Here is a 23,539-nt window from a genome sequence, read left to right on the forward strand (position 1 = left end):
CAACCTGAAAAACCTCAAGCTAATCAAAGCTTGAGGTTTTTTTAGATCGCCGGGAATCCAGTCGCGATTCAAAAGAAAATTTTTTCAGATAAACATTTATTAACAAATAAAAGGATTGTAACTGTATGGATATAGTAATATTGTAGACAGATAAACAAAGTGATTCGAAAAGAAATTTTAAAGGTATTTGCAGATGGACACCAACGATCAGTTGACGAGAATGGAGATATGATATGGTGAATGATCAATCGCGGTATTCGAGGCTTGCGAACATCACACGCATTGTCAATACGAAGCTGGATTTGCATGAAGTGCTGCAGCAGGTCACGACGGCAATTTCCGAGGAAATTGTCCGATGCGACTCTGTCGGAATCTTTTTGCCAGAAGGCGATGGCACATACCGCGGGTTTGCGGGAAAGCCGGAAATGATGAGCGGCGTGACATTGCAATCGCAAATTATCGATCCGAAAACAGACAACCTGGCAGCGGAATTAATAGCGACACGGAAAACCATTTACATAGCGGATACCTCCACAGATAACCGGCCGGACTTGAAGCCAGTGGGAGCTTTTCAAATCAGCTCCCTATTGGCGCTGCCGATTTCCTACGAAACGGATTTTATGGGGATGGTGTTCCTGTTCGATTACGGCACGCCGATGAATTTGACGCAATCAGAAATTGAAAGCGTCGAAGCGTACGTAAATATGGCGGCAGTGGCGATACAAAACGCGAAGACCCTCAACCAAAAAGAGAAGTTGTTGACGGAAAAGCAATTGCTGCTCGACCTTAGCCGTGAACTGTCTTTCTGTTCGACGATCCAAGAAAGCCTGAATGTTTGCTTTGCCTATTTGAAACGGGCGTTTGGTGATGGGAATTTTGCGGCACACATCATAAAGCCGCCGAGTGGTAAAGGCGGCGCGCCGGTCCAATTTCACGCAGCTGATGGAAGGGCCGAACAGGACTGGCAAGAATCTCTCGCCACCATGGGGTTACCCACAAATTACCCGGAATTTGTGACACATGCTGTCTCACAAAAAGAGCCTATCCGGACGGACATGGGCGCTCATCACGAATTGCTGCTGCTTCCAATGATTGCTATGGGAAAAGTTGACGGCGTTGTCTCAGCCGTATGCAGCTGCGAAGCGTCAGAAAATGCCATTGATCTTCAGATTCCTTTCGCCCAAGCGATTATTGAGGCCACCGCGCCGGTTTTTTCGAATTTATTGTACATGGATCAATTGGAAGGAATGGTCGAAGAGCGGACAAGTGAACTGTATGCTGCGAACAAGCGGGTCACGAGTGTCATTGAAAGTATCACGGACGGATTTTTCGTGCTAAATAAAAACTGGGAATACACCTATATCAACCAGCATCATTTTTTGCCGAAAGGGAAAAAAGTGGATGAAGTGCTCGGCAAGAAGGTTTGGGATGTGTTTCCTGAAACTGTCAACACCCTCACTTACACCGAGTTCCATCGAGCCATGAACGACCGGGTGACGGTTCGCTTTGAGACACAATCGGATGTGGAAGATTTTTGGTTTGAAGTTACCGCCTATCCATTCGATGACGGCATCTGCTGCATGTTGAAAAACATCAAAGAAAAGAAAAAATACGAGAAAGAGCTGAAAAGGCTCGCCAATTTGGATTTGATCGGCCAGATGGCGGCAGGGATCAGCCACGAGATCCGCAATCCAATGACGACAGTGCGCGGTTTCCTGCAATTGATGTTGATGAACGAGCAATTGGAGCCGCATGCTGCGCATTTCAACCTGATGATCGCTGAATTGGACCGCGCAAATGCCATCATCACTGAATTTCTGTCCGTTGGCAATACGCGGACTTCGGATATGAAAATGATGAGCTTAAACGCCATCATCGAGGATATCTCACCGTTGATCAAAATCGATACAGCCAACCAGAACAAACAAATCCATATTTATACCCAGGAAGTGCCGGAACTACTACTGAACCATAATGAAATCCGGCAATTGATCATCAATCTATACCGCAATGGGCTGGAAGCAATGGAAGAAGGGCAGACACTGACCATCGGGACCTATCCGGAAAACGAAAATTGCGTGGTGCTGGCCGTACAGGATCAGGGCAGCGGCATCGATCCCGCCATCATCGATAAAATCGGCACGCCTTTCTATACGACAAAAGATGAAGGCACGGGCCTCGGCCTGGGTATCTGTTACGCCGTGGCGGCTCGCCATAATGCCACAATTACCATCGAAACAGGACCCGAAGGCACCATCTTCTTCACGAAGTTTCCAGTTGAGCCAAAACCAGACGAAGAGCAATGATAAATAAGCGTTCAGTTTCTCGGTAAACTGCAAAAAACCATCAAGCTAATCAAAGCTTGGTGGTTTTTGTTCTATTTACAGAGTTTTATCGGGAGAGCAGCTTATTATTAAAAATTCACTCTCTCTTCTTTCGTGCCTGACTTATTGCATGTCTTGAATCTCCACAAGTGTGCCTTGAATGATGTAACGTTCGGGGGCATAGCCAATATAATCAAATGGATAACAAGTGGTCAATGTTAAGGTCGCTTCATCTTTATCCACAATCACCGTTCGATCCTCGGCATCCGTTATCCAGATTTTCTCGACTGCGTACTCATAACGCTGCCCTTCGTACTCTAAAAATACAGAATCGCCTTTTTCCATCTCATCGAGTCCCGTGAAAACGGTATCGCGGTGGCCGCTCAAAACCGTATGCCGCTGTTGATCGGGCGTTGTGGTCCATTCGCTCACATACATGCCAACTCCTTGGTCGAGCGTTGCTTCATCCGCTCCCCAATAAGTGGAATAGCCCGTTTCAATAGCAGGAATCACTAACCGGCCGACTTCTTCGCCTTGCTCATAGTCATTCACGTCGTTGCTCATTATAGGCGGTGGTTCTTGAACTGTAGTAAGAGAACTTTCAGGGGCCGGCTCATTAGACGGCTCCATGCTGCTTGACGCTATATGATTCCATCCTTCGATTTCTTGCAGCGACACCGTTTCAGCGGCCTGCGAACTCTGCCACCACTGGAAGCCAAAATACCCTGACATCAATAGACCTGCGGCAATCATGATTGTATATACTTTGTTCATGGAGCCGGCTTGCACCTCCCTCTTTATTGAAATGAATTATTACAGGACAAAAAACCGTATACAGAGATACGGTTTTTTGTTTTTTTATTGAGTCGTTGTGCGTCTTCTGAACAACAGCAGTCCAGCACCTAGAGCTGCCAAGCCCATTCCTGTGAACGCATATAACGGGTTGTTGCTGGCAGTGTCCGGCAATTCGCCGCCTTCCATTGGAACCGCATTATCCAGAACATCTTGTGGAACTGTAATCGGCTCTACGCCGTTGAAGTTACTGATCGTCATGTCCGTGCTTTGAACTATGTTCAAGCTCTCACCGGCAGCTGAAATATCCATATCTACATGCATAGACATTTCCGTCAAATAGAACGTATCTTTTTCAATGGTCATTTCATAGCTGAGGTCATTGAAATTGATCTCTTCCATCATACCTTCCATGGACATCGCTGAATCTTCTTCACCCATCATGGATTCAAAAGCAGCCATAACTGCTTCCATCATTTCTTCTCCGTCGCCTTCATAGGTCAACTGGTAAGCGTCTCCTGTGTCTTCTACCGACATGTCTTCCCCTAGCGCTTCAGCCTGGGCCACTTGATCGCCGGCAGTCGACATCGCCATCAATTCATCCAAGCCTTCAGAAAGTTCGCTCGGCAATTTCACCCAACCTTGCATCGGGTCTTCCTGGTAAAAGCCCTCTTCTGTCCAGTAGGACTCCAAGGTCTCTTCTTGTCCATCAGGGCCGGAAGTCGTGACGGTCTGATGCATTGCAAACGGATTGAACGTCACATCTTCTTTCGTATGAATCGGAATCGTCGTCGTTTCTCCAGTGGTAATGTCAGGCATCGTGATTTCCATAGTGGTCTCGCTGGAGTAACTATCGAGCGATGACATCGCTTCGTTGGACTTTTGCAGTACGTCGACTGCACTCATTTCCTCAGCTAAAGCCGGTGTGGCACTCCCTACTGCAAGCACCGTCACAAAGGAGGCAGGTATCACTTTTTTCAACATGTAAACACGTCCTATTCCATAGTATTAAGAAGCCGGGATGAACTCTCATATATGTATGTACTTACCAATTAAGCCTCTTATAGTTCCTACTTCCCTATATCTTTTGGTTAAAACATTATGATAGTCACCTATTTGTGAAATTCAGTTTTGCTGAGTTTCGATTCTCTTTAATTCGTTAATCAAAAATGCGTTGAATGGTATAGTGAATGCCTGTTGCGTTTCATCTTGGTTTAAGATATTTTCCAATAATCCTGAATATAATACTTAGTGGCTAAACGATTACTAAAACAATCGGTATCCGTTGCCTTCCAATTTATAGCCACAACTTTTTTGGACTTGTTTTTTGAATCCATCATGTGTAGTATTACATTTGTTGATAAAACGTAATGATTACACTTTGTAGGGTTGTTAATGAAGAATACTGTATTTATTTTGATGCTGATGCTGCTATTGGCTGCTTGTAGTCAGCCCGATAGCTCTACTGAAGATACTTCGGCTGCCGATTCATCCGAATCAGCTGAACTCGATATATTTGCTACTGCCTATCCGCTTGCTTACTTTGCCGAAAGAATCGGCGCGGAGCGAGTCAAAGTCCAATCAATTTACCCGGCTGGTTCAAATTTACATACTTTTGAACCGACACAACAGGACATGGTGGAATTGGCTGAAGCTGACCTTCTTTTTTACATCGGCCTTGGACTGGAAGGGTTTATTGATAGTGCAGAAAACACCTTAAGTAACGAAGACGTGAAATTAATCGCTGTTTCAAATGCTATTTCTGATGAAGAATTGGAAAATGGCCAATTACATGAGCAGGAGGCCGACACTGCAGAAGCAAGTAAGGATCCTCATGCGGAAGATGGACATACTGATGAAGAAAGCCATAATCATGAGAACGGCTCAGAAGATAACCATGATGGACACGACCACGGTTCTACGGATCCACATTTGTGGATTTCACCGGTATTGAGCCAGAAGCTTGCCGAATCAATCAAAGATTCTCTTATAGAAGCGGATTCAGAGGGCGCTGAAATCTATGAACAAAATTACGCTGAACTTATTTCTGAGTTGCAACAGCTAGATGAATCATACAAAACATTAGCCAATACTACAGAAGAGAAAACTTTCTTCGTTTCCCATGCTGCTTTTGGCTATATTGCAAATACCTATGGTTTTGAACAGGTACCGGTTGCTGGACTAAATAGCGAGGATGAACCTACCCAACAAGAGCTGACCAACGTTGTTGATCTGGCTAAAGAAAAAAATATCGAATACATTGCTTTCGAACAGAATGTATCCTCCAAACTGACCGAAGTGATTCAGAGTGAAGTAGGGGCAGAGGCTGTCGAGTTGCATAATTTAAGTGTCCTCACTCCCGAAAACGAAGATAACAATGAAACCTATTTCACCTTAATGGAAAAGAATCTAGAAACTTTGAGAATAATGTTGAAATAATAAAAGCACCGCAATTTACCATTGCGGTGCTTTACATTTCTTATTCTTTTACATATCCACGCTTGGACTCACGGGCCAATTCATATCTGATCATCGGCCAGCCTGAAGCCGCCAAACTGCCAACGTTTATCCGGCGGAAAGAAATTGCGGTAAGTCGAACGAATATGGCTAGCGGGAGTGGCACAAGATCCGCCTCTTAAAATCATTTGATTGCTCATAAATTTCGCATTGTACTCTCCAAGCGCCCCTTCTAGCGGCTTGCTTCCGGGATAAGAAGCATAGGCACTCGATGTCCATTCCCATACGTCCCCAAACATTTTCGCTAGTGTTGCTTCGTTCATTTCGCCGCGGGCAGCTGACGGATGGTAAAGTTCCTGTTCCATCGTATTGCCTTCAATGGCGATTCCTTGAGATGCATGCTCCCATTCAGCCTCAGTCGGCAGTCTTTTGCCTTTCCATCTGCTAAAAGCGTCTGCTTCATAAAAACTCACATGGCTGACGGGTTCATGGGGATTCAAGTTCTTTACTCCGCCAAGCGTGAAGATGCTCCACGCACCTTGCTCGTTTTTCAACCAATACAACGGCGCTTTCCAATTGTTCTTCTTCACAACTCCCCAGCCATCCGAGAGCCAGTGTTCCGGCTGTTCATAGCCGCCTGCTTCGATAAACTCCAGATATTCTCCATTGGTTACAGGCTCTGTTGCCAATTGGAACGGTTCAAGCCAAACCTTATGGCGGGGGCTTTCGTTATCAAACGCAAATCCTTCCCCTTGGTGGCCAATCTCGACCAATCCGCCTTCAAACTCCACAAATGCCGCTGGTTTTCGTTCACTCGCCTGCGGTTCCGCTGATTTTAAATAGGTCGGAAACAACGGATTCACAAAAAAGTTGTACTTCACGTCCATCAGTATTAACTCTTGGTGCTGCTGTTCATGTTGCAGCCCCATATGAATCAATTGAGCCAGCTTTTTCTGAACATCTGAAGACTCGGTTTCGGAAAGCAATTCATGAATTTGCCCGTCTACATAATGGCGATAGGCGATGATTTCCCCAACAGTGGGCCTTGAGAGCACACCGCGTTCATGGCGAGGCTGGTATGGCCCGATGGTGTTGTAATACGAATTGAACAAAAAATCGAACTCGGCATTAAACTCTTCATACGCGGGTTTGAATTCCTTTAAAATCATGCGCTCAAAAAACCAAGTTGTATGGGCAATATGCCATTTGGGCGGACTGACATCCGCATTGGATTGAATAATGAAGTCTTCTGGTTCCAGTGGCTCGATGAGTTCCATGGTGACTTTCCTAATTTCGGTGTAGCGGTCCAGTAAAGTCGCTTTATCCAACGTTTCCATTAAAAAACTCCCTCGCACTTTTTAGTTGTTTTTCAAGCCCTTCTTGGTTACGCTTTCTGTCTCCTCATTCTTCGATCAATCCTTGTTCAACCAGGAACTCTACAGCTACATCTCTCGGTTGGGCATCGTCAGAATCCACACGGGCATTCATGGCCAGCATTTCTTCTTCGCTGATCTCCCCGGCGAGCCCGTTCAGCACTTCTTCCAACTCCGGATATTCTTCCAGCGTTTCCAATCTCACGACCGGTGCAGCGTCATATTTGGGAAAGAAGTTCATATCGTCTTCAGTCGTCGCCAAATCGAACAGCCCGATTCTGCTGTCTGTGGTAAATGCCGGGATAACGTCAATATCCCCGTTTCGTACAGCTTCATACATAATGGCTGGATCAAAGCTCTCTGTCGCAGAGAATTCAAATCCGTATGTTTCCTTCAAGTCTTCGTATCCGTCGCCTTCTCTCTCATAAATCGAATGAGGCCCGCCGAACGTGACATCTTGCGAACGGGAGATCTCTGCCAGTTTGGAATACGTTTCTGCGTCAAAACCGCTGTCTTTTGAATAGGCTAAGGTATAGCCGTTTTCAAACCCAAGCGGCTCCAGCCATGTTGCGCCCAATTCTTCTTCGTAGCCTTCGCGCACTTGCTGAAGAACCTCTTCAGAAGATTGGCCGGCTTCCGATTCACGTTTGAGGACATCTTTTAACCCTGTGCCCGTGTACTCGACGTACATATCGATATCTCCCTGTTCCAAGGCAGGCGTCAATATGGCTACTTCCCCTAAGCCGTCCTGATATTCAACGGTATATTCTGAATGTGCCTCTATGTACTCTCCCAGAATATAAGGCAAGATATACTGTTCCGTCCATGGTTTGCCTCCAATAATAATTGGGTCTGTTTCTTCTGCACCTGAACTGCAGCCATACAAAGCTGCCGATGCCAATATTGAAATACCGATCAATTTTTTGTTCATGGCGATCCCTCCTAATTTTCTTATAGCCTCATTTATGGAATAAAACATGACTCCCCTCTATATTATCAGAATTTTCTAGGATAAATGTGAGATAGATAACATTTTCTACTAGCTCTCACGGACAAAAAAGAAGAAAATCGACTGCTCGATTTTCTTCACCCTCTACTTTTTATCCCATTTGCAAGACTTATTGGCAATTGACGGAAATGGATTGCGCCATGCAGCTAAACGAGTCCATTATTGTACATCGACTTCGTTGTAATGGTTTTTTAAAATTCACCGTTCATCATCTCTGCATAAGTGTAGTAAACGTTCCGATTTTTCAAAAGTGGAAAACCTTGTCTTTTTTTCTCACTAGGTACATTCTGTAGTAAATTGCGATGTTCGAAAACATTATAGATTTGGTACGGGATGCCCATTTCATTCAACTTACTTTTCGCTTCTTCGCATTTGGTACATCCTGGGACGACAAACAAATTAAACTTATTTGACCTTCCGTAGAACGGAAAAGAAGGGATATGAATCATGGATAAACTGACACTCCTTTCGCACATCAATCTTTTCGACGAGCTGCCCATGGAAGACATGAAGTTAATCGACAAAAACAGCATCATGACGCCCGTGAAAAAAGGAACACAAATACTCATCCCCGAACAGCCCTTAGATGTTTTGTTTTTCCTAAAGAAGGGACAGGTCCGCTTATACCGGATGACGTCCCAAGGGAAGCAGTTCACGACTGATATCCTTGTGGACGGCAATGTCTTTGGCGAAACAGAATCATTCATGCTGACAGACAAACAAACTTACGCAGAAGCTATGACTGATTGCTATCTATGCACCATGGATAAAGGAAAATTCGAATCTTTCGTTCGATCTACCCCCGATGTCTCATTCAAACTCATCCAAATTTTGTCGAATCGCCTGAAAGAAACTTATGACTTGAGTGAAAAGATCGCACTCGGGGATGTCCGCTACCGAACGCTTTTCCTGTTGCTGAAAATGAGCGAAAAAAGTGGAACACGAGACAAAGAATGGCAATCCATCAACATGAAAATCACCCACGAGGATATCGCGACAATGGTCGGCTCCTCACGAGAAACAATTTCTCTTCTCATGAGCAAATTAAAAAAAGAGGGATTACTGAAGAAAACATTGTTTGGCTACTCTATCAAAGCCGATGAAATCAAGAGCATCCTTATAGAATAATGGTTGTTTTCATCTTCTCAAAAAAGATCCTGTGAAAAAGTAAGGAGACTTACTTTTCGGGAATTGATAATCTCTTATAAAAAAACCTTTCGCATTCTACCAAGGCCATCGACTGGCCGATAGTGTGCAAAAGGTTTTTTTCCATTCTTCTAGGCATGCTTATGCATAAGACGGCTGAACACGGCGGCCAAAATCAGTGAAAAGGCCAAGTGAGTAAGCAAACTCATTAGCTGCGCACTCGCGAACATTTCTCCAATCATTGGCCCCATTCCCATCATAACAGGCATTACCAGCAATGGTCCGATGAACCAAATAATCACGCCGTGAAGAACGCCCAGCACATAATAACGTGAAGACAACAAGGTCATCGCTCCATAGCCAAGCCCGAAAATCCAGCTGATCATCATATGCATCGTCCAACCAAGCACAACGCTTTCACTGCCAAGCATCGAAGCCAATACCGGCATCATCCCCATCACTTGCATATAAATCCCGAACGCTACGCCTGCGACTGTACTCCCAATCAATGAAGCTTTCACCAGCTTTGAGTAATTCGAAACAGTGGATGTTTGTCTCGAGACTACCATTGTTCTCACTCCTTTTTTCTTTAGTATAGAACTGGCTCGTAAAGAAAAAAGTAAGTTATCTAACAATTTCGATATTTTTTGTTGAATAGTGAATTAAAAAAAGAGGTCAGGTATTCTGTATTTTTTTTAAGATTGATTACACACCTAAAGTCTTCTCCTACCCAAAGCCACTAAGTTTAATCTGCCGATAGTTGGAAACAGTAAAACCCCAAATGGGAATCACTTTTTTAAAAGCGTCTCCCATTCGGGGTTTAGTTCAAAACTTTTTTCGCCCGTTTTATCTCAGGGTTTTATAAGAGAATCAACCCTTTTCTGCTTTTAAACACTATCACGGGCATTTAACAAGCTATTCAGCTTGCTCTATATCTTCCGCTGGGCCAACTGTAGTTTCAAGGTCTGCAAAATCGTCAAAATCAGCGACGCTCATTCCGTGTTCATCTTGCACATAAGAATCAAATTCTGCGAACGTCCAATCAAGTGGCGTGAGATAATTCATTTCCAGCTCTGCTAGTTCAATATTGCCTAAGTCCATCTCTTCAATTACTTCTTCAGCAGCTTCGTCTGTTTCTTCCTCAATTTCATCTGCCTGCTCTTCATCAACATCAGTCTCTTCTTCTAATTCATCTGCTTGCTCTTCGTCAACATCTGTTTCTTCTTCTAATTCATCCGCTTGTTCTTCTGCTTCAAGAACTTCTTCCGGTTCAGCATTTTCTAAAGTTTCGTCTTCACCACAGGCGGTCAAAATACTTATCGATAGCACCCCTAGAGCGCCTGTCTTGATCCATTTATTTTGAATCATAAGTCTCCACCTCTCTAAAAATTTGACTTACTATAAATAATACCCATTTGATTAAAATGATAAAATTTTGATTTTTCGGTAATCTTTTTGATGATTTTCAACTTCTTTTTCGTCAATCATCGGCGATAAAAAATGCACTTAATTATTTTCTATTGAAAAACAATCAATTTCCAGAGGCCTCATACTCTTTTTCGTTACCATTTGGATAGGTTACTTCAAGCTCAAGTGATTCGTAATCCTGATTTACGGAAAACACTTCTATAACTTGGCTGATGACTTCCTCATTTGCCATATCGACGTCTAATTGAAGTTCCATCAGCAAAGGCTTCATTTTGTCAAAAGCATCATTACCGGACAAGGATTCATTGGCCACTTTATTTTCATATCCTGCTTCCACCCGGTCACGATCTTCTAAATAGACGACTTGTAAAGCATTATCTTGATCGCTATAGTCAACTTCCAGTTCAAATTCCGTAAATCCGAAAACTTTCCCGCCGATATTCTCATCTTCGAGGCCTCCACCAGGGTTGGCATCCACTGGCCCTTGATAATCGACGGCTTCTCTTGTAACTGGCTGCGTAACTTCTTCCTCGATTCCACAGGCGCCTAGCAAAAGGGCAGAGGAAAATACAAATCCGATGGCAATGGGTTTTTTTATGATCATCATATCTTCCCGCCTTTCAATTTTGTCGTTTTTATTTAAATTCCCTATTTTTACGTTATTAATCATATAAAAACATCATTAAAAAATTATATTTATCACTAATTTATCATTTCAATCAAATAAACAACTTAATGCGTTTTTCTTCCACTTAGTCGGGTAACCATATAGAAAGTATAAAACATCATTTTATAGAAGGAGAGAGTTTATGATGAAAAAATTGAAGTGGCCACTAAAATTAGGATTGAGCTTAACTTTATCTGTTGCTTTTCTTGGAGCTTGTGGTTTGGAAGAAGAACTAAAAGAAGAAGAACTTGAACATGATATAGAAGAGGATGTAGTTGAACCCGTTGGAGAATTAGAAGAAGAAATTGAAGAAGAAGGCGTGGAAGATGCAGTAGAAGACGAAGTGGAAGAAAATGAAGAATAATTCGTGTTGTTTACGTGTAAGAACCTTAGACGAAGAATGGTTAGCGCCCCTTTAAAGTGAGAGTTCAATTGTGTAACTAACTTTGAGGGGCTCTATTTTTGCCTTCTATCAATCTATGTCGTCTCACTCTGAACTTCCGCAAATCTTGAATACATTTAACTCAAATAATCATTCTTTTACTTATCGCTTTTTCGGTTTCAACAAAAAGATGCTGAAACGGTGGGCCTGGATCTGCTGGCTACTTGATTAATAAATGTCCATTCGTTTTATTATTTTCTCAAATCTAGTATCGGTTGGTCTAATGTTGCTTGCTTGGGTTAGAATTTGTTTCATTTCACAAAGTACGCTTTTCTATACAAACAAAAAAGAAGCTCTTATTTGAGCCTCTTTTCTAATGTTAAAAATTATATTAATTTTGGCTGGCAACCCATGGAGCTTAATAAATTCCCGTCCTAACTACTCTTATTTTTCAGGCTCTTGAAACAGTGGCAATCGGCGTTACGTAGTAAAGTTCTTTCGGGCAAACTTGAGATGCTCTATACAATTCCAGAAAGACGTCTTTCGACACTTCATACCGGTAAATACAATTGGGCAACTCCTTCATTTTTTTCGTTGCATGCTCCATCTTCACTTCCTCTATATCTACCCACACCGATTCTACTTTTTCGGTATTTTTATGCCCGTTATCTGCCGTAAACTCGATGGTTAAACGAGTAAATAAAGTGATGAACAGTGTACCGTTTTCTTCGTGCACGTCCTTTGAGCGCGTAAAAAAATATGTAATGGATGCTAAACTTACAGATTGATTCTGTGCCGTTTTAATCTACCTCCTCTTCCCTTACCGTCCAATAAAGTGCCAATTCACCGCAGTCCATGCAGCTCCTTATCTCCCTTAAAAGAATCTGTTAGTTGTTTTACTTCTATTCACGCCCCAGCATTTTGGCCATATAAATTTCGTTGTGGAAATTATTTTGAATGAGGATGGATTCTTTCCGAACCCCTTCCGATACATACTTATTCTTCTCGAAAAACTCGCGAGTCTGGACATCCGCTTCTAACACAATCACTTCAAAACGTTTGATACCTTTTTCGCCGGCCCATTCCTCTGCCTTTTGAAGTAGAGCGGATTCGATTTCTTTGCCTTGTGCAACTGCTTGGATAGCCAGCTGGACTTTAGCACGGTGAGTCGCTCGCTTTGAATCATTTCCTTCGATCATCATATATCCGACCTGTTGCCCGTTCAAAATGGCCAACAAAATGACCGAATGACCGCTTTGGTTCCACTCAATGAGTTGCTTTCTCCATTGTTTGGTTGACGTTTTCTGTTCCTCTTGCCCAACCATTGAAAAATTCGATTCTTGTTTTAGCTTTTGCTGTAATTCTGCTAGAAACCGCGCGTCCCCATGCAAAGCTGGGCGTATGAGTAAAATATCTTCGTCGCTTTCAATTGCTTGCCTTTCCTGTAAAGAATCCCTTCTTTCAAAAACAACATACCGGTTCGGTTCAACATGCTGCACAAAATAGCCTGCATCCGCCCAAGCTTGGAAATGCTTTGCCGGCGCCTTCGTTTTTTTCCACCAGCTATAATTCAAATAAGCGGTATTCGGGAGACTGCGCCCTATTATCTTTTCAATTTCAGTAAACTCCAAAGTGATCGTCTGATTTTTCGATTCTGAAAAATAAGCCGCTAAGGGGATATATTTCTTTTCCAGTGTCATATTCATTAATTTATTTACTTCCTTTCAGTTACCGTTTATTTCAGTGCATTTCGGGGGAAATCCCCTCTTTATTAATCGCTTTCTATCGCTATTAAATTGCCCGTATTTACGCTGTCTTTCAGCAAGCGAGCTCATCGGCCACTGGGATAGAACACAAAAATCCTCGTTTCTCTTCGAAAAAGCAGTTAACTTGAGTTGTGGGACTGAATCACATAAAAAAAGCCGCAGAGATTCCGTTGGGGTTCTTTGCGGCTTTGCTAATAGCGCTATTGTCTAAAGCATTTAACCAGTTCATATTATGAAATTAAAGAAACGAATTCATAAATTACTATGAATAATAAATAATGACACAGATAATTAATACGAATATTTATAAACTATATTTTCAATCAACTAAAATATTTATCCGCATAAGTTTTATTGTGTATTTTGATCTAAAAATACCCTAATTACTTATTTTTAATCCTGATAAAACCAAAAAATAAAAAAATAAGATAAAATGACATGACTTTAGTAATGAATAAACTCATGCTATATGTCCCGATTCTCTGAACCTGAATTCAAGATAGCTGGAGTCAATCTTCAAGAATCAATTTCGCTATTGATTAGGTTGAAACTTGCTTATACCCAAAAAAAGTGTGCAGCATCGAATAAATTCGATGCTGCACACTTTTTTGTTTTTGCGACTATGCTATTTAATATCTTCCTGAAACTCCAATAAAGATATGACTTATATTATTTAAAGAGCGTACACAATTAGGAGACGGGAAAGAGAAGAGTCCCCCTTTAGCCAAGGGGATTGAGAAAAAAACAGTACCCAAAGCAGGTTTAGTTTCAACTTATCAGTGCGGGCAAGCAGCCTGAGAACGGCCTCAATGCGACCTTACACCATCTAGTTTCTATAGGGCACCTTCTAATAAGCTGTGATACATAAGCGTCTGTATTTTTTTAATTCATCTATGAAAAAACATTATATTTTCAATTTCATTCCTTCATGAGAGGCTACAAAGCCCAGACGTTCATAAAACCGCAAGGCATCTCCCCGTTTTTTATCTGTCGTCAATTGAACCAAATGACAGCCTCGTTCTTTCGAGCGATCAATCGCCCATTGAATAAGTTTTGTTCCTATTCCTTTACCGCGTACCGAAGGAGATGTTCTAACGCCTTCGATTGTAGCTCTCCATCCACCTTGGTAAGTCAGGTAGGGCGTGAATGTAATCTGCTGGATTCCAATAACTTCATTGCCGATGCAAGCTACTACTAATTCATTATTGGGATCTGAAGTAATAGCGTTAAAAGCTTCAAGATAACTATTCGGAAGCGGTTGTTCGTACACTTCTCTTTGGCTGCCCAAGGGATCATCAGCTAACATTTTTACTATGCTATCCAAATCATGAATTGTTGCCATTCTAAAATCAATTTTAGTCTCCACATGAATTCCTCCCTGCCGTTCTATTAAACTTACTGAAGCCGACATTACTATCTTTCCATTTCTTCTTATTCAAGCATATAACCTGGCATATCATTAGTAAAATTAATTAATTTAATGCTTAACCATAAGCTCTACTTATGTTCTACTGCATGAATTGCTATTCGAGATAAGGTCATAATATCTTGAAATTTCATTTGAAAAATCGTTCGTAAAAATATAATTTCACAAACGGCAAAAGAGAAGGACCTTCAAATGAAGTTCCTTCTGCCAATAGCAATATGTAAACTACAGAAAACTGTCGCAATGCATTTACTCATACCATGCAAGCTTAAACATAAGTTACATTCAAAACACGAATTTCCACCTCAGTATAACTGGTTTTAAAAGTATGATAAGGTAAAAATATGGAAATCAATCATTAAGAAGGGAGTCAAGATCTTGCTAAAGAACCTATATAGAACTTCTATGATTTCAATGATTATACTGTTTTTAGTTGTCATAGCAGCCTGCAGCTCCCAAACAGAAGAGACACAACAAGAAGATGTGGAGTCTAATAAAAAAGACGCTCAAGAAGAGTATCTAGGACGAAATCTTGAAATAGGGGTATTAGGCACACCGCCAGAAATAGACTCAGAGAAAATCACCTTCAGTACTGTGGAAATCGAAGAGTTGAGCATCGAAACAGTCGAACAATACGATAGTTTTTTCGTAATGGAAGAGTATTTAGAAAGGGCCGCTGATGGTCCCTACACTGAAGTATTTGCAAATTCAGATGTCCTCTTTTTCTTCATCAAAACAGAGGCCTATTACTTTCCCTTCGTGAATGATGAGATAAGTTACACAGATTATTCCAAGAGAGTCCATGATGAGGAAATCTTTTCTTTAGGTTATTACCCGGCAGCCGAAGAAGGTGCTTCAAGTTGGCAATTTAACATTTTAGCTAAAGATCTTGCTGAGGAAGAATATGAAGAAGTTGTAAGAGGGCTTTATTACGAAATGTTCAATGTCATTAGAGATTTAAATTAAGTTACACTCTATCTAAATGAACAATCCATGTGAGAAAGATTATATTTCTCCAAAATATTTGATCTTCTACGCTGGTGTGCAAGTGCATCCATATTAAGGAGTTAGGTAAAGATGAAAGATAAAATACTGTATTTACTAGATATAGGAATAATCGTTATCTCCGGTCTATCGCTACTGATTATTGCTATAAACACTTTTTACTTTGGAAAGGAATTCCCTCAATTTCCTGCTATGATTTTCGGGATATTAGCATTAGGAACAGTTATAAGAGTCATAACCAAATCAAAAAACGTTAGATATAACTAATAAGAGAAGAATCCACAAGATTTCACTTTCATATTTTCGGTCTTTTATTTAAGGTTTTTGAATGCAACTTACTTAGGATTACAAAGGAGGGATATATTATTAAACACTTTAAGAATAAGCGCTATTGGATACTATTGCCCCCTTTTTCAATAGTTTTTATATCACTATTTTTCATTCCTGATGAGTACTACAAATCTTATTTCCCTCCTACAGTAGTCCTTTTACTTTGGGGTACATACCATACTTGGAATTTTCTAGCTGATAAAAAGAATCACAAAAAAGATATGGATAATCACTCTTAAACTAGAGAAGTGCGCTAGTTCAAGAAGCTAGAAATTAATCATATAAAGGACACCAATATTATTGAGAATCTTTCCGGTATATTTAATGCCATCTTGCGAAGATGGTTAGGTATCCAGAAACCAAAAGTATTCTCTTATAACCATGTAAATGATCAACATAAGAAAGTCGACTGGAGCATCAGAATCTTTTTTATTGCATTGATGGTATTAGGGTATTTCATTAATATGGCAAGGCTTCCTCAAGAACGCTATTTGCTCTTCGAAACGTGGTTTTTATTATTTGGGCTTATGTTCACGATGGAGATCGCGAGGGTGATCATGGAACGGAAATATGCTAAGAATCCCAACGCCTATATTTATACACTTGGCCAGTTGGTTTTTATACTTATAATTATTGTTACACTCTTCTCGACTGACTTTTTCGGTATTTTCTAACCTGATTGTTCAAGAGTAACCGAATGAAACTTCATTTAGATCTAGTTCCATCTCCTTAAGAAATTCCTCTATTTCTTTCTTGGATTTTAACGAGTCTAATGAGCCAGTATAAAGCAATCCACGGCAGAATAAATTTAGTGGTCCAGGCAATTGCATTCGGGAAAAAAACGATCGAATTAATGCCGATTGCTGATGCTAGTACCCACAAAAAAGCCATTATTATTACTACTAGTATAAAGTACTTCAATTAGTTCACCCTCTCTAAGCAAGGTCTAGTATTTGAATGTAACTGAAGTCATATTATCTTACATTCACTTTCTCAAATTACCTTGTTATTTTCCTCTTCCAGATAAGCCCGGCTTAGTTCTATGCTCTCTTAAATTATATTTTTCTACTATATAATTTTGTATTAAAGTTGCTAAAATCGCAATTAAAAAAACGATGAAACTGTTTATTAAGAGATAGTAACCTACTTGTATGCCATAAAATATTGCAAAAGCATCACGAATAAGAAATAGCGCTAGTACACCGCCGACTGTCCCAAATAAAATCGCTAATAATAGTATTGTAAAAGCTACAGAATATAGATTTTTCTTTTTTTTTGTAGGCTATAAACCCAATAATATTTGCGACAATTATAAAAAAAAACCATAAGTATTAAGAAAAAGTAAGTCATTTAACCCTGCCTTACATAATTTTAGTTTCTTGAATTTCAAAGTCATTGCCATAAAGACTTTCTTTTAATCTTTCGTAGTTGAATGTAACTTAAGTACGGTTAGTTACATTCCACTTTTCAAACAACAACTCCCTTTAGACTAACACCATCTCCCATAATATGTATATGAAATAATTACCTTTACTTTCTTGAATAAAATCGTTCGTAAGAGTACAGATTCACAAAAAGGAGAGAAGATGTGCTTTGCACACCTTCTCTCCTTTGAAATACACATAACTTCCGGTAATCCGACATTATGTAAACGTATGGATATTAAAAATTTTTTTAACTTCCTATTTTTGGTGAAACGGATATTTTCAATCATTTTGTTTTATTATGGTTAGTAACAATATTAAACAAGACTATTCAATAGAATCTAAGGAGGTTACTTGATGCACATATGGGCTAAGGAAGTCGAGGATGATTATAAGTTACCAATAACTTCAGAAGTAGAGATTGAAAAAATAGAAAGACAACTAGATATGGAATTGCCAGCTTCTTATAAAGAGATTCTTTTAGAACAAAATGGCGGTGCTATACAGTACAATTCAGTGAAGAAGAAAAGTCATCTTGAAACCAATGCGTACATTGAGATTAATCACATTTATGGTTGTGGTCAAAGTGGTATTTTAGATTCAGATTATCTCATTGATGAATGGGATCTTCCGAAAAATATTCTTATTTTCAGCGGAGATGGGAATAGCTTTTTTGCTCTTGATTACAGAAAGGATTCAGTAAACCCTTCGGTGATTTATTTGGAACCAGAAACTGAAGAAATTATTGAAGTAGCCCATACATTTGATGATTTCTTAGATAACCTTTCGAAAGAAGAAGTGTTTTTCGAAAATAACGAAGACGACGAAGATTGGGGCACTTCTGAAGAAGCAGCTGAAACTATCTTTTCGGGGAATGATATTCTATTAATCGAAGAGACCTTATTAAATCTTCAATATCCAGAAAACCACAAATGGTATTTCGAACAACTCTTGAAATGCACTACTCATTCAGAGGTACTAATTAGGGAAACTATTACTAATATCTTAAATAACAATCTTGAAATTTACATTATTGAGTCGGATAAAAAGTTGCATTTTCTACTTAAAGAAATAATCGAGAAATTAAGCATAGACAAGCACCAAAGCATAAGCTCAGGAGCCCGAGAAATGAGAAAAAGAATAAAAGTATAAACACTTTTAAGGAAAAGGTATCTTATTTCCAATGTATGCTTCTTCTTTCAAGGATTCTCAGTGCTTGTAGGAGAATGTTCGGTAAATTTGCCAAATACCAGGAGATTGAATGAATATTACACTTAAAAGAGACTTCTTCTAAACAGAGGAAGTCTTTTTTAAGTATTCTTCAACACCGAAGACGGACAATCTCTAGTTTAGCTTTACCACTTCCGATAAGGGGTCATATGTAAACTAACTATAATATTTACTCATTAGTTCTGTGGCTATGTATCTGTTTCTAGATATTTGCCACTTCTCAATTTTGGTTCGTTGTATGAAAACTAGCTTCTCTGTGAATCGGCCAAGCTGTTTTAAGACAGGCAGTTTAGTAGCTGTTTCTAGCTCAGAAGTGTTGAAAGGTATTTTTAGAGAGCTTTTCAAATTGTCTATAAATATATTTTTTCGTGGAATAGATTTGAAAATCACGTCAGGCTTCTATTTTGCGTTTACGTCTAAAAAGTAGCAAGCCTATCAAAAATAAAAATGTGAAGAGAATAAAGTAACTTATTAATCCCGTTATCGTAGCTAGAGTAGAGTTATTATAGTATGATGTTTGGTCGACAAAATACATACATAAACGATATGCAAAAGCACCGGGAATAAAATAGCCTTGTGATGCTCCGATAAAGAAAACAGATACAAAACCATAAATCACACCAACCACGCTTGTTATAATAATGTTTCTTGACAGATTGATAACGATTGCTGCAACTGCAATTGTAATTGGCACCAGTAGTAAAACTTCAAGGAAAAATCCTATGGTAATATCCATAAAACTTGTAGAGCTCGTTGTAATTTTCCCCATCCCTATAAGAATGGGAAAGAAGGCTGCAAGAAACAGGTACATAATCCCGGCAAATGCAAAAGCAATGATTATACCAACAATAATTTTCGAAAAATATAGCTTTGTTTTTGAATAACCATAAGTGATCCAGGTGATATAAGTTTGGTTCTTATACTCTTGATAGAACAACGAACCTATCAATATAAATACCACCATAGGAAAGAACATTGAAAACTGATTATTGATGAAAAAAAATAATTCATCTAGAGGTTTCTCGCTACCATTTAGGAATAACCCTAAGCTTCCAGTCAATACCGGAATAAGTGTTAGCAGCAGTAACATAAGCAAAAACCATTCTCTTTTGAGTTTGCGAAATTCATTTGCAATCAAAATTTTCATGAAACACCCTCCTTTTGATGGGAGGTCATCATTTCTTCATACAGCTTTTCTAAATCCTGTTCATTTTCAAAAGTATTCGGTATGGTTTTGATGATTTTACCGTTTCTAATAAAAATAAATTCATCTGCAATCGCTGCTATTTCAGTAAGATTGTGACTTGATATCAAAATACAATGTTGCGGGGATTTCAGCTTATCTCTGAGCAAAACCCGTATCTCTTTAATCCCAATAGGATCAAGACCGTTTGTCGGTTCGTCAAGAAGCAGATATTTAGGCGTACCCAGAAAAGCGCGAGCAATTCCTAAGCGTTGCTTCATGCCTAGTGAGAGCTGAGAAAACTTCTTTTTTCTCACTTCCCATAAATCTACTTGTTCCAAGGCACTTTGAATATCTGGTTGTGTTAGTTTCAGATATTGTGAGTGGAGCGCTAAGTTCTCCCCAATAGTCAAGTTAGCATAAAAGGCTGGGTATTCAATCAGACTACCAAAATCACGGCTTGCTAATAGGCGATTATCCGAGCTGATTTTTCCTGAGTAAGCGGTCAAACCAAGTATAGACTTGAATAAAGTGGTTTTCCCTGACCCATTCGGACCCAGAAGTCCATATATTTTTCCATCCTTCAACTGTAAACTGATGCTATCCAATAATGTATTAGCGCCTATCGTCAAACTCACATTTTCAATGTTCAGCATAAAGCGACACCTCTTTTTCTCATTGTGTTATCAGAAAAATGACGTAGGCGACAATATAAAACATAAAGGAAATCCCTGCCCATTTCGCATTTTTTTCAATCCCTTTAACCCATCTTTTAACAGACCGCTAATAGCAGCCAACAGCATAGAACCTAAAGCTAGCATGGCAATTACCAAAAAAATATTACTCAACATATTTTTATCTCCTTTCCTCTTGTTTTTATCCTACCTAATAAGGTTAGGGATTCTTTAGGGAAAGTCTAAGGAAAGTGTAAGGTTCAAAAAAAAAGAGCTGACTTTTTCAGCTCTTAACAAAAATAATATTCGTGTCTTTACCATATAGAAGGGTCCTTTTCAAAAACGATTGTTATTGAAAAATTTTTGTTCTCTAATGAAGCAGTTATGTCGCCACCGGTCTTTTCAATCAGTCGTTTTGCAATTGCTAATCCTAATCCAGTTGTTTTTTTACTTCTGGATTTATCGGTCGTATAAAAACGGTCAAAAATATGGGTTATATCTTCCTCCAGTACGGTACTGGAATGATTGGAAAATGAAATGGTATATCTCCGATTTCCCTGTGTAGAATGAATGACATAATTTCCTTCGCCGTATAGGAGAGCATTGTATACGACATTAGAAAACACTCGTTTAATTGCTTCCTTGTCCCCAAAAATAATAAAAGGTTCATTAGGGATAGAAATGGTTGGAACAAATCCTTTCTTTTCAAAATCTATGTAATAAGTGGCAAGCGTATCACGTAGAACATTGTTTAAGTCGATTGGCTCATTGTTCAACTCCAACTCATCGGCTTCAACTCGTGCAAATTCGAAAAGCTGATCTAACAATTTTTTTACTGCAGTGATACGTTCTTCAATTATCAGAACATGTTCTAATTGTTCTCCAGACAAATCCTCTTCTGATAATAATTGAATATATCCATTGGCCGTAGTGAGTGGAGTGCGCAAATCGTGTGATAAACTGGTGATGGTTTCACGAAAGGCATTATTTTTACTTTCTATTTTGTGCCCCGTATTTCGATATTTACCCAACAATGTGTTAAGGCTTTCAATGAAAGCTATCATTTCTTTATTCGAAGTACCTAAAGTAATTTCCTTTTGAGTATCTCGTTGTTCCAAATAAATCAGTTTTTTTCTTACCTCTTTAATCTGCCTCTGATTTAACAACAGTGCAGAAAGGAAATAAATACTAGCAATAGTTGCAATAAATGAGTAGGTTATCAGGATCATAACTTGCCCTTTTCCAAATGTTTAATATCGAAATGGCTAAAAGTAATTCTGGTCACAACAATAGAAATTATAAAATATGAAGCAATTGTAATCACGATACGGTCAATATACTGTGGGATTTGTTCTATTTGAAGACCATGTGACAGCCCTACAATCCAATATTGATATAAAGGATATGACATATCTAAAGCAGTTCCAATCTTTGTCAAATGTAACCACAGTACTCCAAGCAGAAAGACATTCACAAAAAAACTTACTGTTCGATTTCGCAACAAATAGCAGATCATCAATACGAAAGTAGTATAGGCACCGAGCGATAAAAATTGTATGAACAGATAAGTTCCTATTTCAAAAATGGGAACTCCAATCTTGGAAATATTGGCCCATGTAGTAATAATCAGCGTATAGGCAAAGACAAGGCAAACTCCAAGATAAAGCACCATTGCACATAAACAAGATAAGAGTTTCCCCCATAATATATCCGTTCTTTTGACGCCCTTTGACAGCAATACAGGATATAACCCTTGCTTAAAATCACTTGTTATATGAATGATCAAAAATAATAATAAAGGAGATAATATACTGTAGTCTGAAAATAAGTACTCAGTAAATCCTGCAATGGAGGGTGTTCCAGAGATTTCTCCTTTTTCATGTGCTCGAACTTGTTCAAAATTATAAGATAGTACTAATGCTAAGACAAAGAGTAATGCGAGGGATAAACAAACAATGAATATTTTGCTTTTACGAACACGATATAACTCGCTTTGAAATACAGCAATCATCCCTTTTTCACTCCCATCAAATTTGTTATGTATATTTCCTCGTTCTCCCCAGTAATGGAGATTTCATCAACCGTTATCCCAGCAGATACCAAACTAGTATTTATAAAACCGGATTTCTCCAACACCTCAAAAACACGAATAGTATCATCTGAAAGAATTTCGTACTCAGGACAAATTTTTTCCAAAATAGAAGTTGCTTCTGTCGTCTGTTTAGTGCGGATTTTTATACATCGATTGCAGCGTTCTGAAAGTGTTGCCGCCGTGAATTCATCAACAATTCTTCCATTATTGATAATGCCATAACGAGTAGCTATTTTGGAAACTTCTTCATATCTTTGTCCCGTCAAAAATATTGTCAAGTTTTCTCTTTTGGACAGGCGAAGCAAGAAATTCGAAATAAACCTTTTTTCGATTGCATCAAGGCCATTGAACGGTTCATCCATCAGCAACAAATCTGGTTTTCCTAATAGGGCAACCGCAAGACTTAATTTGCGTTGGATCCCAAAGGGAAGCTTTCTCACTTTTTTCTTTTCAGTTATGTCTATATCTACTGATCTTGCCAGTGAAGTTAAAGAGGAGATAGATGCAATTCCAAACACTTTTGCATAGTACTCCAAATTCTCTGCAATAGTGAAACTCATATTTAGGGACGGCATTTTCGCAACATAACCTATTCGGGCGTACTCGCTTTGGACATCTGTACTCTCAAAGAATGTAAAGTTGCCAGAAGTCGCAGCGATGGAACCTGTCAGTATATTTAATAAAGTGGATTTCCCTGAACCACCGCGCCCCAACAAGGCGTATATCTCCCTAGCCTCTACTTTTACTGATACATCTCTAATGCCCTCAGAAGACGCGAAAATCTTCGATAAGGAATTTGTTCGTAATATTATAGTAGACATCGTTTCACCC

The 23,539-nt window shown here is 39.5% G+C and carries 24 protein-coding genes; 7 read left to right on the forward strand and 17 right to left on the reverse strand.

Annotation, left to right across the window (positions count from 1 at the left end):
• The first annotated feature begins 233 nt into the window (after positions 1-233).
• Complete coding sequence (locus G3255_RS16570; RefSeq protein ID WP_211655481.1) at positions 234-2,306, forward strand: GAF domain-containing sensor histidine kinase; 2,073 nt, start codon at positions 234-236, stop codon at positions 2,304-2,306.
• 141 nt (positions 2,307-2,447) lie between these two features.
• Here the strand turns inward: G3255_RS16570 and srtD are convergent, their stop codons facing one another.
• Positions 2,448-3,098, reverse strand: coding sequence for a class D sortase, LPxTATN-specific (gene srtD / locus G3255_RS16575; RefSeq protein WP_211655482.1), 651 nt, complete (start codon positions 3,096-3,098; stop codon positions 2,448-2,450).
• An 84-nt stretch (positions 3,099-3,182) separates the two neighbouring features.
• Positions 3,183-4,100: a DUF6612 family protein gene (locus G3255_RS20125; protein WP_249222151.1), complete on the reverse strand. Its 918-nt coding sequence runs from the start codon at positions 4,098-4,100 to the stop codon at positions 3,183-3,185.
• A gap of 411 nt (positions 4,101-4,511) precedes the next feature.
• Here G3255_RS20125 and G3255_RS16585 point away from each other — a divergent pair, with 411 nt between their 5' ends.
• The gene (locus tag G3255_RS16585; RefSeq protein WP_211655483.1) at positions 4,512-5,555 is read left to right on the forward strand and encodes a metal ABC transporter solute-binding protein, Zn/Mn family; all 1,044 of its coding nucleotides are present in this window, start codon (positions 4,512-4,514) and stop codon (positions 5,553-5,555) included.
• Positions 5,556-5,635: 80 nt separating this feature from the next.
• On the opposite strand, the gene egtB is transcribed toward G3255_RS16585, so the two are convergent.
• From egtB to G3255_RS20255, 3 genes are all read right to left on the reverse strand, one after another.
• The gene (gene egtB, locus G3255_RS16590; RefSeq protein ID WP_211655484.1) at positions 5,636-6,910 is read right to left on the reverse strand and encodes an ergothioneine biosynthesis protein EgtB; all 1,275 of its coding nucleotides are present in this window, start codon (positions 6,908-6,910) and stop codon (positions 5,636-5,638) included.
• Positions 6,911-6,974: 64 nt separating this feature from the next.
• Positions 6,975-7,877 (reverse strand): glycine betaine ABC transporter substrate-binding protein, encoded by a 903-nt coding sequence (locus G3255_RS16595; RefSeq protein ID WP_211655485.1) that lies wholly within the window; start codon positions 7,875-7,877, stop codon positions 6,975-6,977.
• A 269-nt stretch (positions 7,878-8,146) separates the two neighbouring features.
• Positions 8,147-8,491, reverse strand: a complete 345-nt coding sequence (locus tag G3255_RS20255) for a glutaredoxin domain-containing protein (protein WP_349291454.1) — start codon at positions 8,489-8,491, stop codon at positions 8,147-8,149.
• On the opposite strand from G3255_RS20255, the gene G3255_RS16605 reads away from it, so the two are divergent.
• The gene (locus G3255_RS16605; protein ID WP_211655487.1) at positions 8,403-9,083 is read left to right on the forward strand and encodes a Crp/Fnr family transcriptional regulator; all 681 of its coding nucleotides are present in this window, start codon (positions 8,403-8,405) and stop codon (positions 9,081-9,083) included. The two genes, G3255_RS20255 and G3255_RS16605, sit on opposite strands and share 89 nt — an antisense overlap.
• Positions 9,084-9,232: 149 nt before the next feature.
• Here the strand turns inward: G3255_RS16605 and G3255_RS16610 are convergent, their stop codons facing one another.
• The 3 genes from G3255_RS16610 to G3255_RS16620 all read right to left on the reverse strand — a co-directional run bounded on the left by G3255_RS16610 (position 9,233) and on the right by G3255_RS16620 (position 11,199).
• Positions 9,233-9,670 (reverse strand): hypothetical protein, encoded by a 438-nt coding sequence (locus tag G3255_RS16610; RefSeq protein WP_211655488.1) that lies wholly within the window; start codon positions 9,668-9,670, stop codon positions 9,233-9,235.
• 346 nt (positions 9,671-10,016) lie between these two features.
• Positions 10,017-10,469: a hypothetical protein gene (locus G3255_RS16615; protein WP_211655489.1), complete on the reverse strand. Its 453-nt coding sequence runs from the start codon at positions 10,467-10,469 to the stop codon at positions 10,017-10,019.
• Between the two features lie 163 nt (positions 10,470-10,632).
• A complete protein-coding gene (locus G3255_RS16620; RefSeq protein ID WP_249222152.1) occupies positions 10,633-11,199 on the reverse strand; it encodes a YusW family protein in 567 nt (188 codons plus the stop codon).
• A 139-nt stretch (positions 11,200-11,338) separates the two neighbouring features.
• Between G3255_RS16620 and G3255_RS16625 the strand changes: the two genes are divergently transcribed.
• Complete coding sequence (locus G3255_RS16625) at positions 11,339-11,560, forward strand: hypothetical protein (RefSeq protein ID WP_211655490.1); 222 nt, start codon at positions 11,339-11,341, stop codon at positions 11,558-11,560.
• 469 nt (positions 11,561-12,029) lie between these two features.
• On the opposite strand, the gene G3255_RS16630 is transcribed toward G3255_RS16625, so the two are convergent.
• From G3255_RS16630 to G3255_RS16640, 3 genes are all read right to left on the reverse strand, one after another.
• The gene (locus G3255_RS16630; protein WP_349291455.1) at positions 12,030-12,314 is read right to left on the reverse strand and encodes a hypothetical protein; all 285 of its coding nucleotides are present in this window, start codon (positions 12,312-12,314) and stop codon (positions 12,030-12,032) included.
• A gap of 166 nt (positions 12,315-12,480) precedes the next feature.
• Positions 12,481-13,284: a GNAT family N-acetyltransferase gene (locus G3255_RS16635; protein WP_211655491.1), complete on the reverse strand. Its 804-nt coding sequence runs from the start codon at positions 13,282-13,284 to the stop codon at positions 12,481-12,483.
• Positions 13,285-14,248: 964 nt separating this feature from the next.
• Positions 14,249-14,710: a GNAT family N-acetyltransferase gene (locus G3255_RS16640; protein ID WP_211655492.1), complete on the reverse strand. Its 462-nt coding sequence runs from the start codon at positions 14,708-14,710 to the stop codon at positions 14,249-14,251.
• 438 nt (positions 14,711-15,148) lie between these two features.
• Here G3255_RS16640 and G3255_RS16645 point away from each other — a divergent pair, with 438 nt between their 5' ends.
• The 3 genes from G3255_RS16645 (at position 15,149) to G3255_RS16655 (ending at position 18,681) form a co-directional block, all read left to right on the forward strand.
• Positions 15,149-15,736, forward strand: a complete 588-nt coding sequence (locus tag G3255_RS16645) for a hypothetical protein (protein ID WP_211655493.1) — start codon at positions 15,149-15,151, stop codon at positions 15,734-15,736.
• A 698-nt stretch (positions 15,737-16,434) separates the two neighbouring features.
• Positions 16,435-16,779 (forward strand): DUF4181 domain-containing protein, encoded by a 345-nt coding sequence (locus G3255_RS16650; RefSeq protein WP_349291470.1) that lies wholly within the window; start codon positions 16,435-16,437, stop codon positions 16,777-16,779.
• A gap of 1,107 nt (positions 16,780-17,886) precedes the next feature.
• A complete protein-coding gene (locus G3255_RS16655; protein ID WP_211655494.1) occupies positions 17,887-18,681 on the forward strand; it encodes an SMI1/KNR4 family protein in 795 nt (264 codons plus the stop codon).
• Between the two features lie 469 nt (positions 18,682-19,150).
• Here G3255_RS16655 and G3255_RS16660 read toward each other — a convergent pair whose 3' ends face one another.
• The 6 genes from G3255_RS16660 to G3255_RS16685 form a co-directional block, all read right to left on the reverse strand.
• Positions 19,151-19,906 (reverse strand): ABC transporter permease, encoded by a 756-nt coding sequence (locus G3255_RS16660; protein WP_211655495.1) that lies wholly within the window; start codon positions 19,904-19,906, stop codon positions 19,151-19,153.
• Positions 19,903-20,598, reverse strand: a complete 696-nt coding sequence (locus tag G3255_RS16665; protein WP_211655496.1) for an ABC transporter ATP-binding protein — start codon at positions 20,596-20,598, stop codon at positions 19,903-19,905. The genes G3255_RS16660 and G3255_RS16665 overlap by 4 nt, the downstream gene beginning before the upstream one ends.
• Before the next feature lie 30 nt (positions 20,599-20,628).
• On the reverse strand, positions 20,629-20,793 hold the full coding sequence (locus G3255_RS16670; RefSeq protein ID WP_211655497.1) for a hypothetical protein: 165 nt from the start codon (positions 20,791-20,793) through the stop codon (positions 20,629-20,631).
• Between the two features lie 137 nt (positions 20,794-20,930).
• Positions 20,931-21,845, reverse strand: coding sequence for a sensor histidine kinase (locus G3255_RS16675; RefSeq protein ID WP_211655498.1), 915 nt, complete (start codon positions 21,843-21,845; stop codon positions 20,931-20,933).
• Positions 21,842-22,627 carry an ABC transporter permease gene (locus tag G3255_RS16680; RefSeq protein WP_211655499.1) on the reverse strand — a complete coding sequence of 262 codons (786 nt, stop codon included), beginning with the start codon at positions 22,625-22,627 and terminating at the stop codon, positions 21,842-21,844. Before G3255_RS16680 ends, G3255_RS16675 begins: the two co-directional genes overlap by 4 nt.
• Complete coding sequence (locus G3255_RS16685; RefSeq protein ID WP_211655500.1) at positions 22,624-23,529, reverse strand: ABC transporter ATP-binding protein; 906 nt, start codon at positions 23,527-23,529, stop codon at positions 22,624-22,626. Before G3255_RS16685 ends, G3255_RS16680 begins: the two co-directional genes overlap by 4 nt.
• Positions 23,530-23,539: the final 10 nt, after the last annotated feature.

The sequence above is a fragment of the Planococcus sp. MSAK28401 genome (genome assembly GCF_018283455.1).
GTDB lineage: Bacteria > Bacillota > Bacilli > Bacillales_A > Planococcaceae > Planococcus > Planococcus alpniumensis.

Bases quoted from the DNA above. Each gene is read 5' to 3' on its own strand.
- G3255_RS16570 (WP_211655481.1), top strand. From the start codon at position 234: ATGGTGAATGATCAATCGCGGTATTCGAGGCTTGCGAACATCACACGC.
- srtD (WP_211655482.1), bottom strand. From the start codon at position 3,098: ATGAACAAAGTATATACAATCATGATTGCCGCAGGTCTATTGATGTCA.
- G3255_RS20125 (WP_249222151.1), bottom strand. From the start codon at position 4,100: ATGTTGAAAAAAGTGATACCTGCCTCCTTTGTGACGGTGCTTGCAGTA.
- G3255_RS16585 (WP_211655483.1), top strand. From the start codon at position 4,512: ATGAAGAATACTGTATTTATTTTGATGCTGATGCTGCTATTGGCTGCT.
- egtB (WP_211655484.1), bottom strand. From the start codon at position 6,910: ATGGAAACGTTGGATAAAGCGACTTTACTGGACCGCTACACCGAAATT.
- G3255_RS16595 (WP_211655485.1), bottom strand. From the start codon at position 7,877: ATGAACAAAAAATTGATCGGTATTTCAATATTGGCATCGGCAGCTTTG.
- G3255_RS16605 (WP_211655487.1), top strand. From the start codon at position 8,403: ATGGATAAACTGACACTCCTTTCGCACATCAATCTTTTCGACGAGCTG.
- G3255_RS20255 (WP_349291454.1), bottom strand. From the start codon at position 8,491: ATGATGCTGTTTTTGTCGATTAACTTCATGTCTTCCATGGGCAGCTCG.
- G3255_RS16610 (WP_211655488.1), bottom strand. From the start codon at position 9,670: ATGGTAGTCTCGAGACAAACATCCACTGTTTCGAATTACTCAAAGCTG.
- G3255_RS16615 (WP_211655489.1), bottom strand. From the start codon at position 10,469: ATGATTCAAAATAAATGGATCAAGACAGGCGCTCTAGGGGTGCTATCG.
- G3255_RS16620 (WP_249222152.1), bottom strand. From the start codon at position 11,199: ATGATTAATAACGTAAAAATAGGGAATTTAAATAAAAACGACAAAATT.
- G3255_RS16625 (WP_211655490.1), top strand. From the start codon at position 11,339: ATGATGAAAAAATTGAAGTGGCCACTAAAATTAGGATTGAGCTTAACT.
- G3255_RS16635 (WP_211655491.1), bottom strand. From the start codon at position 13,284: ATGAATATGACACTGGAAAAGAAATATATCCCCTTAGCGGCTTATTTT.
- G3255_RS16655 (WP_211655494.1), top strand. From the start codon at position 17,887: ATGCACATATGGGCTAAGGAAGTCGAGGATGATTATAAGTTACCAATA.
- G3255_RS16660 (WP_211655495.1), bottom strand. From the start codon at position 19,906: ATGAAAATTTTGATTGCAAATGAATTTCGCAAACTCAAAAGAGAATGG.
- G3255_RS16665 (WP_211655496.1), bottom strand. From the start codon at position 20,598: ATGCTGAACATTGAAAATGTGAGTTTGACGATAGGCGCTAATACATTA.
- G3255_RS16670 (WP_211655497.1), bottom strand. From the start codon at position 20,793: ATGTTGAGTAATATTTTTTTGGTAATTGCCATGCTAGCTTTAGGTTCT.
- G3255_RS16675 (WP_211655498.1), bottom strand. From the start codon at position 21,845: ATGATCCTGATAACCTACTCATTTATTGCAACTATTGCTAGTATTTAT.
- G3255_RS16680 (WP_211655499.1), bottom strand. From the start codon at position 22,627: ATGATTGCTGTATTTCAAAGCGAGTTATATCGTGTTCGTAAAAGCAAA.
- G3255_RS16685 (WP_211655500.1), bottom strand. From the start codon at position 23,529: ATGTCTACTATAATATTACGAACAAATTCCTTATCGAAGATTTTCGCG.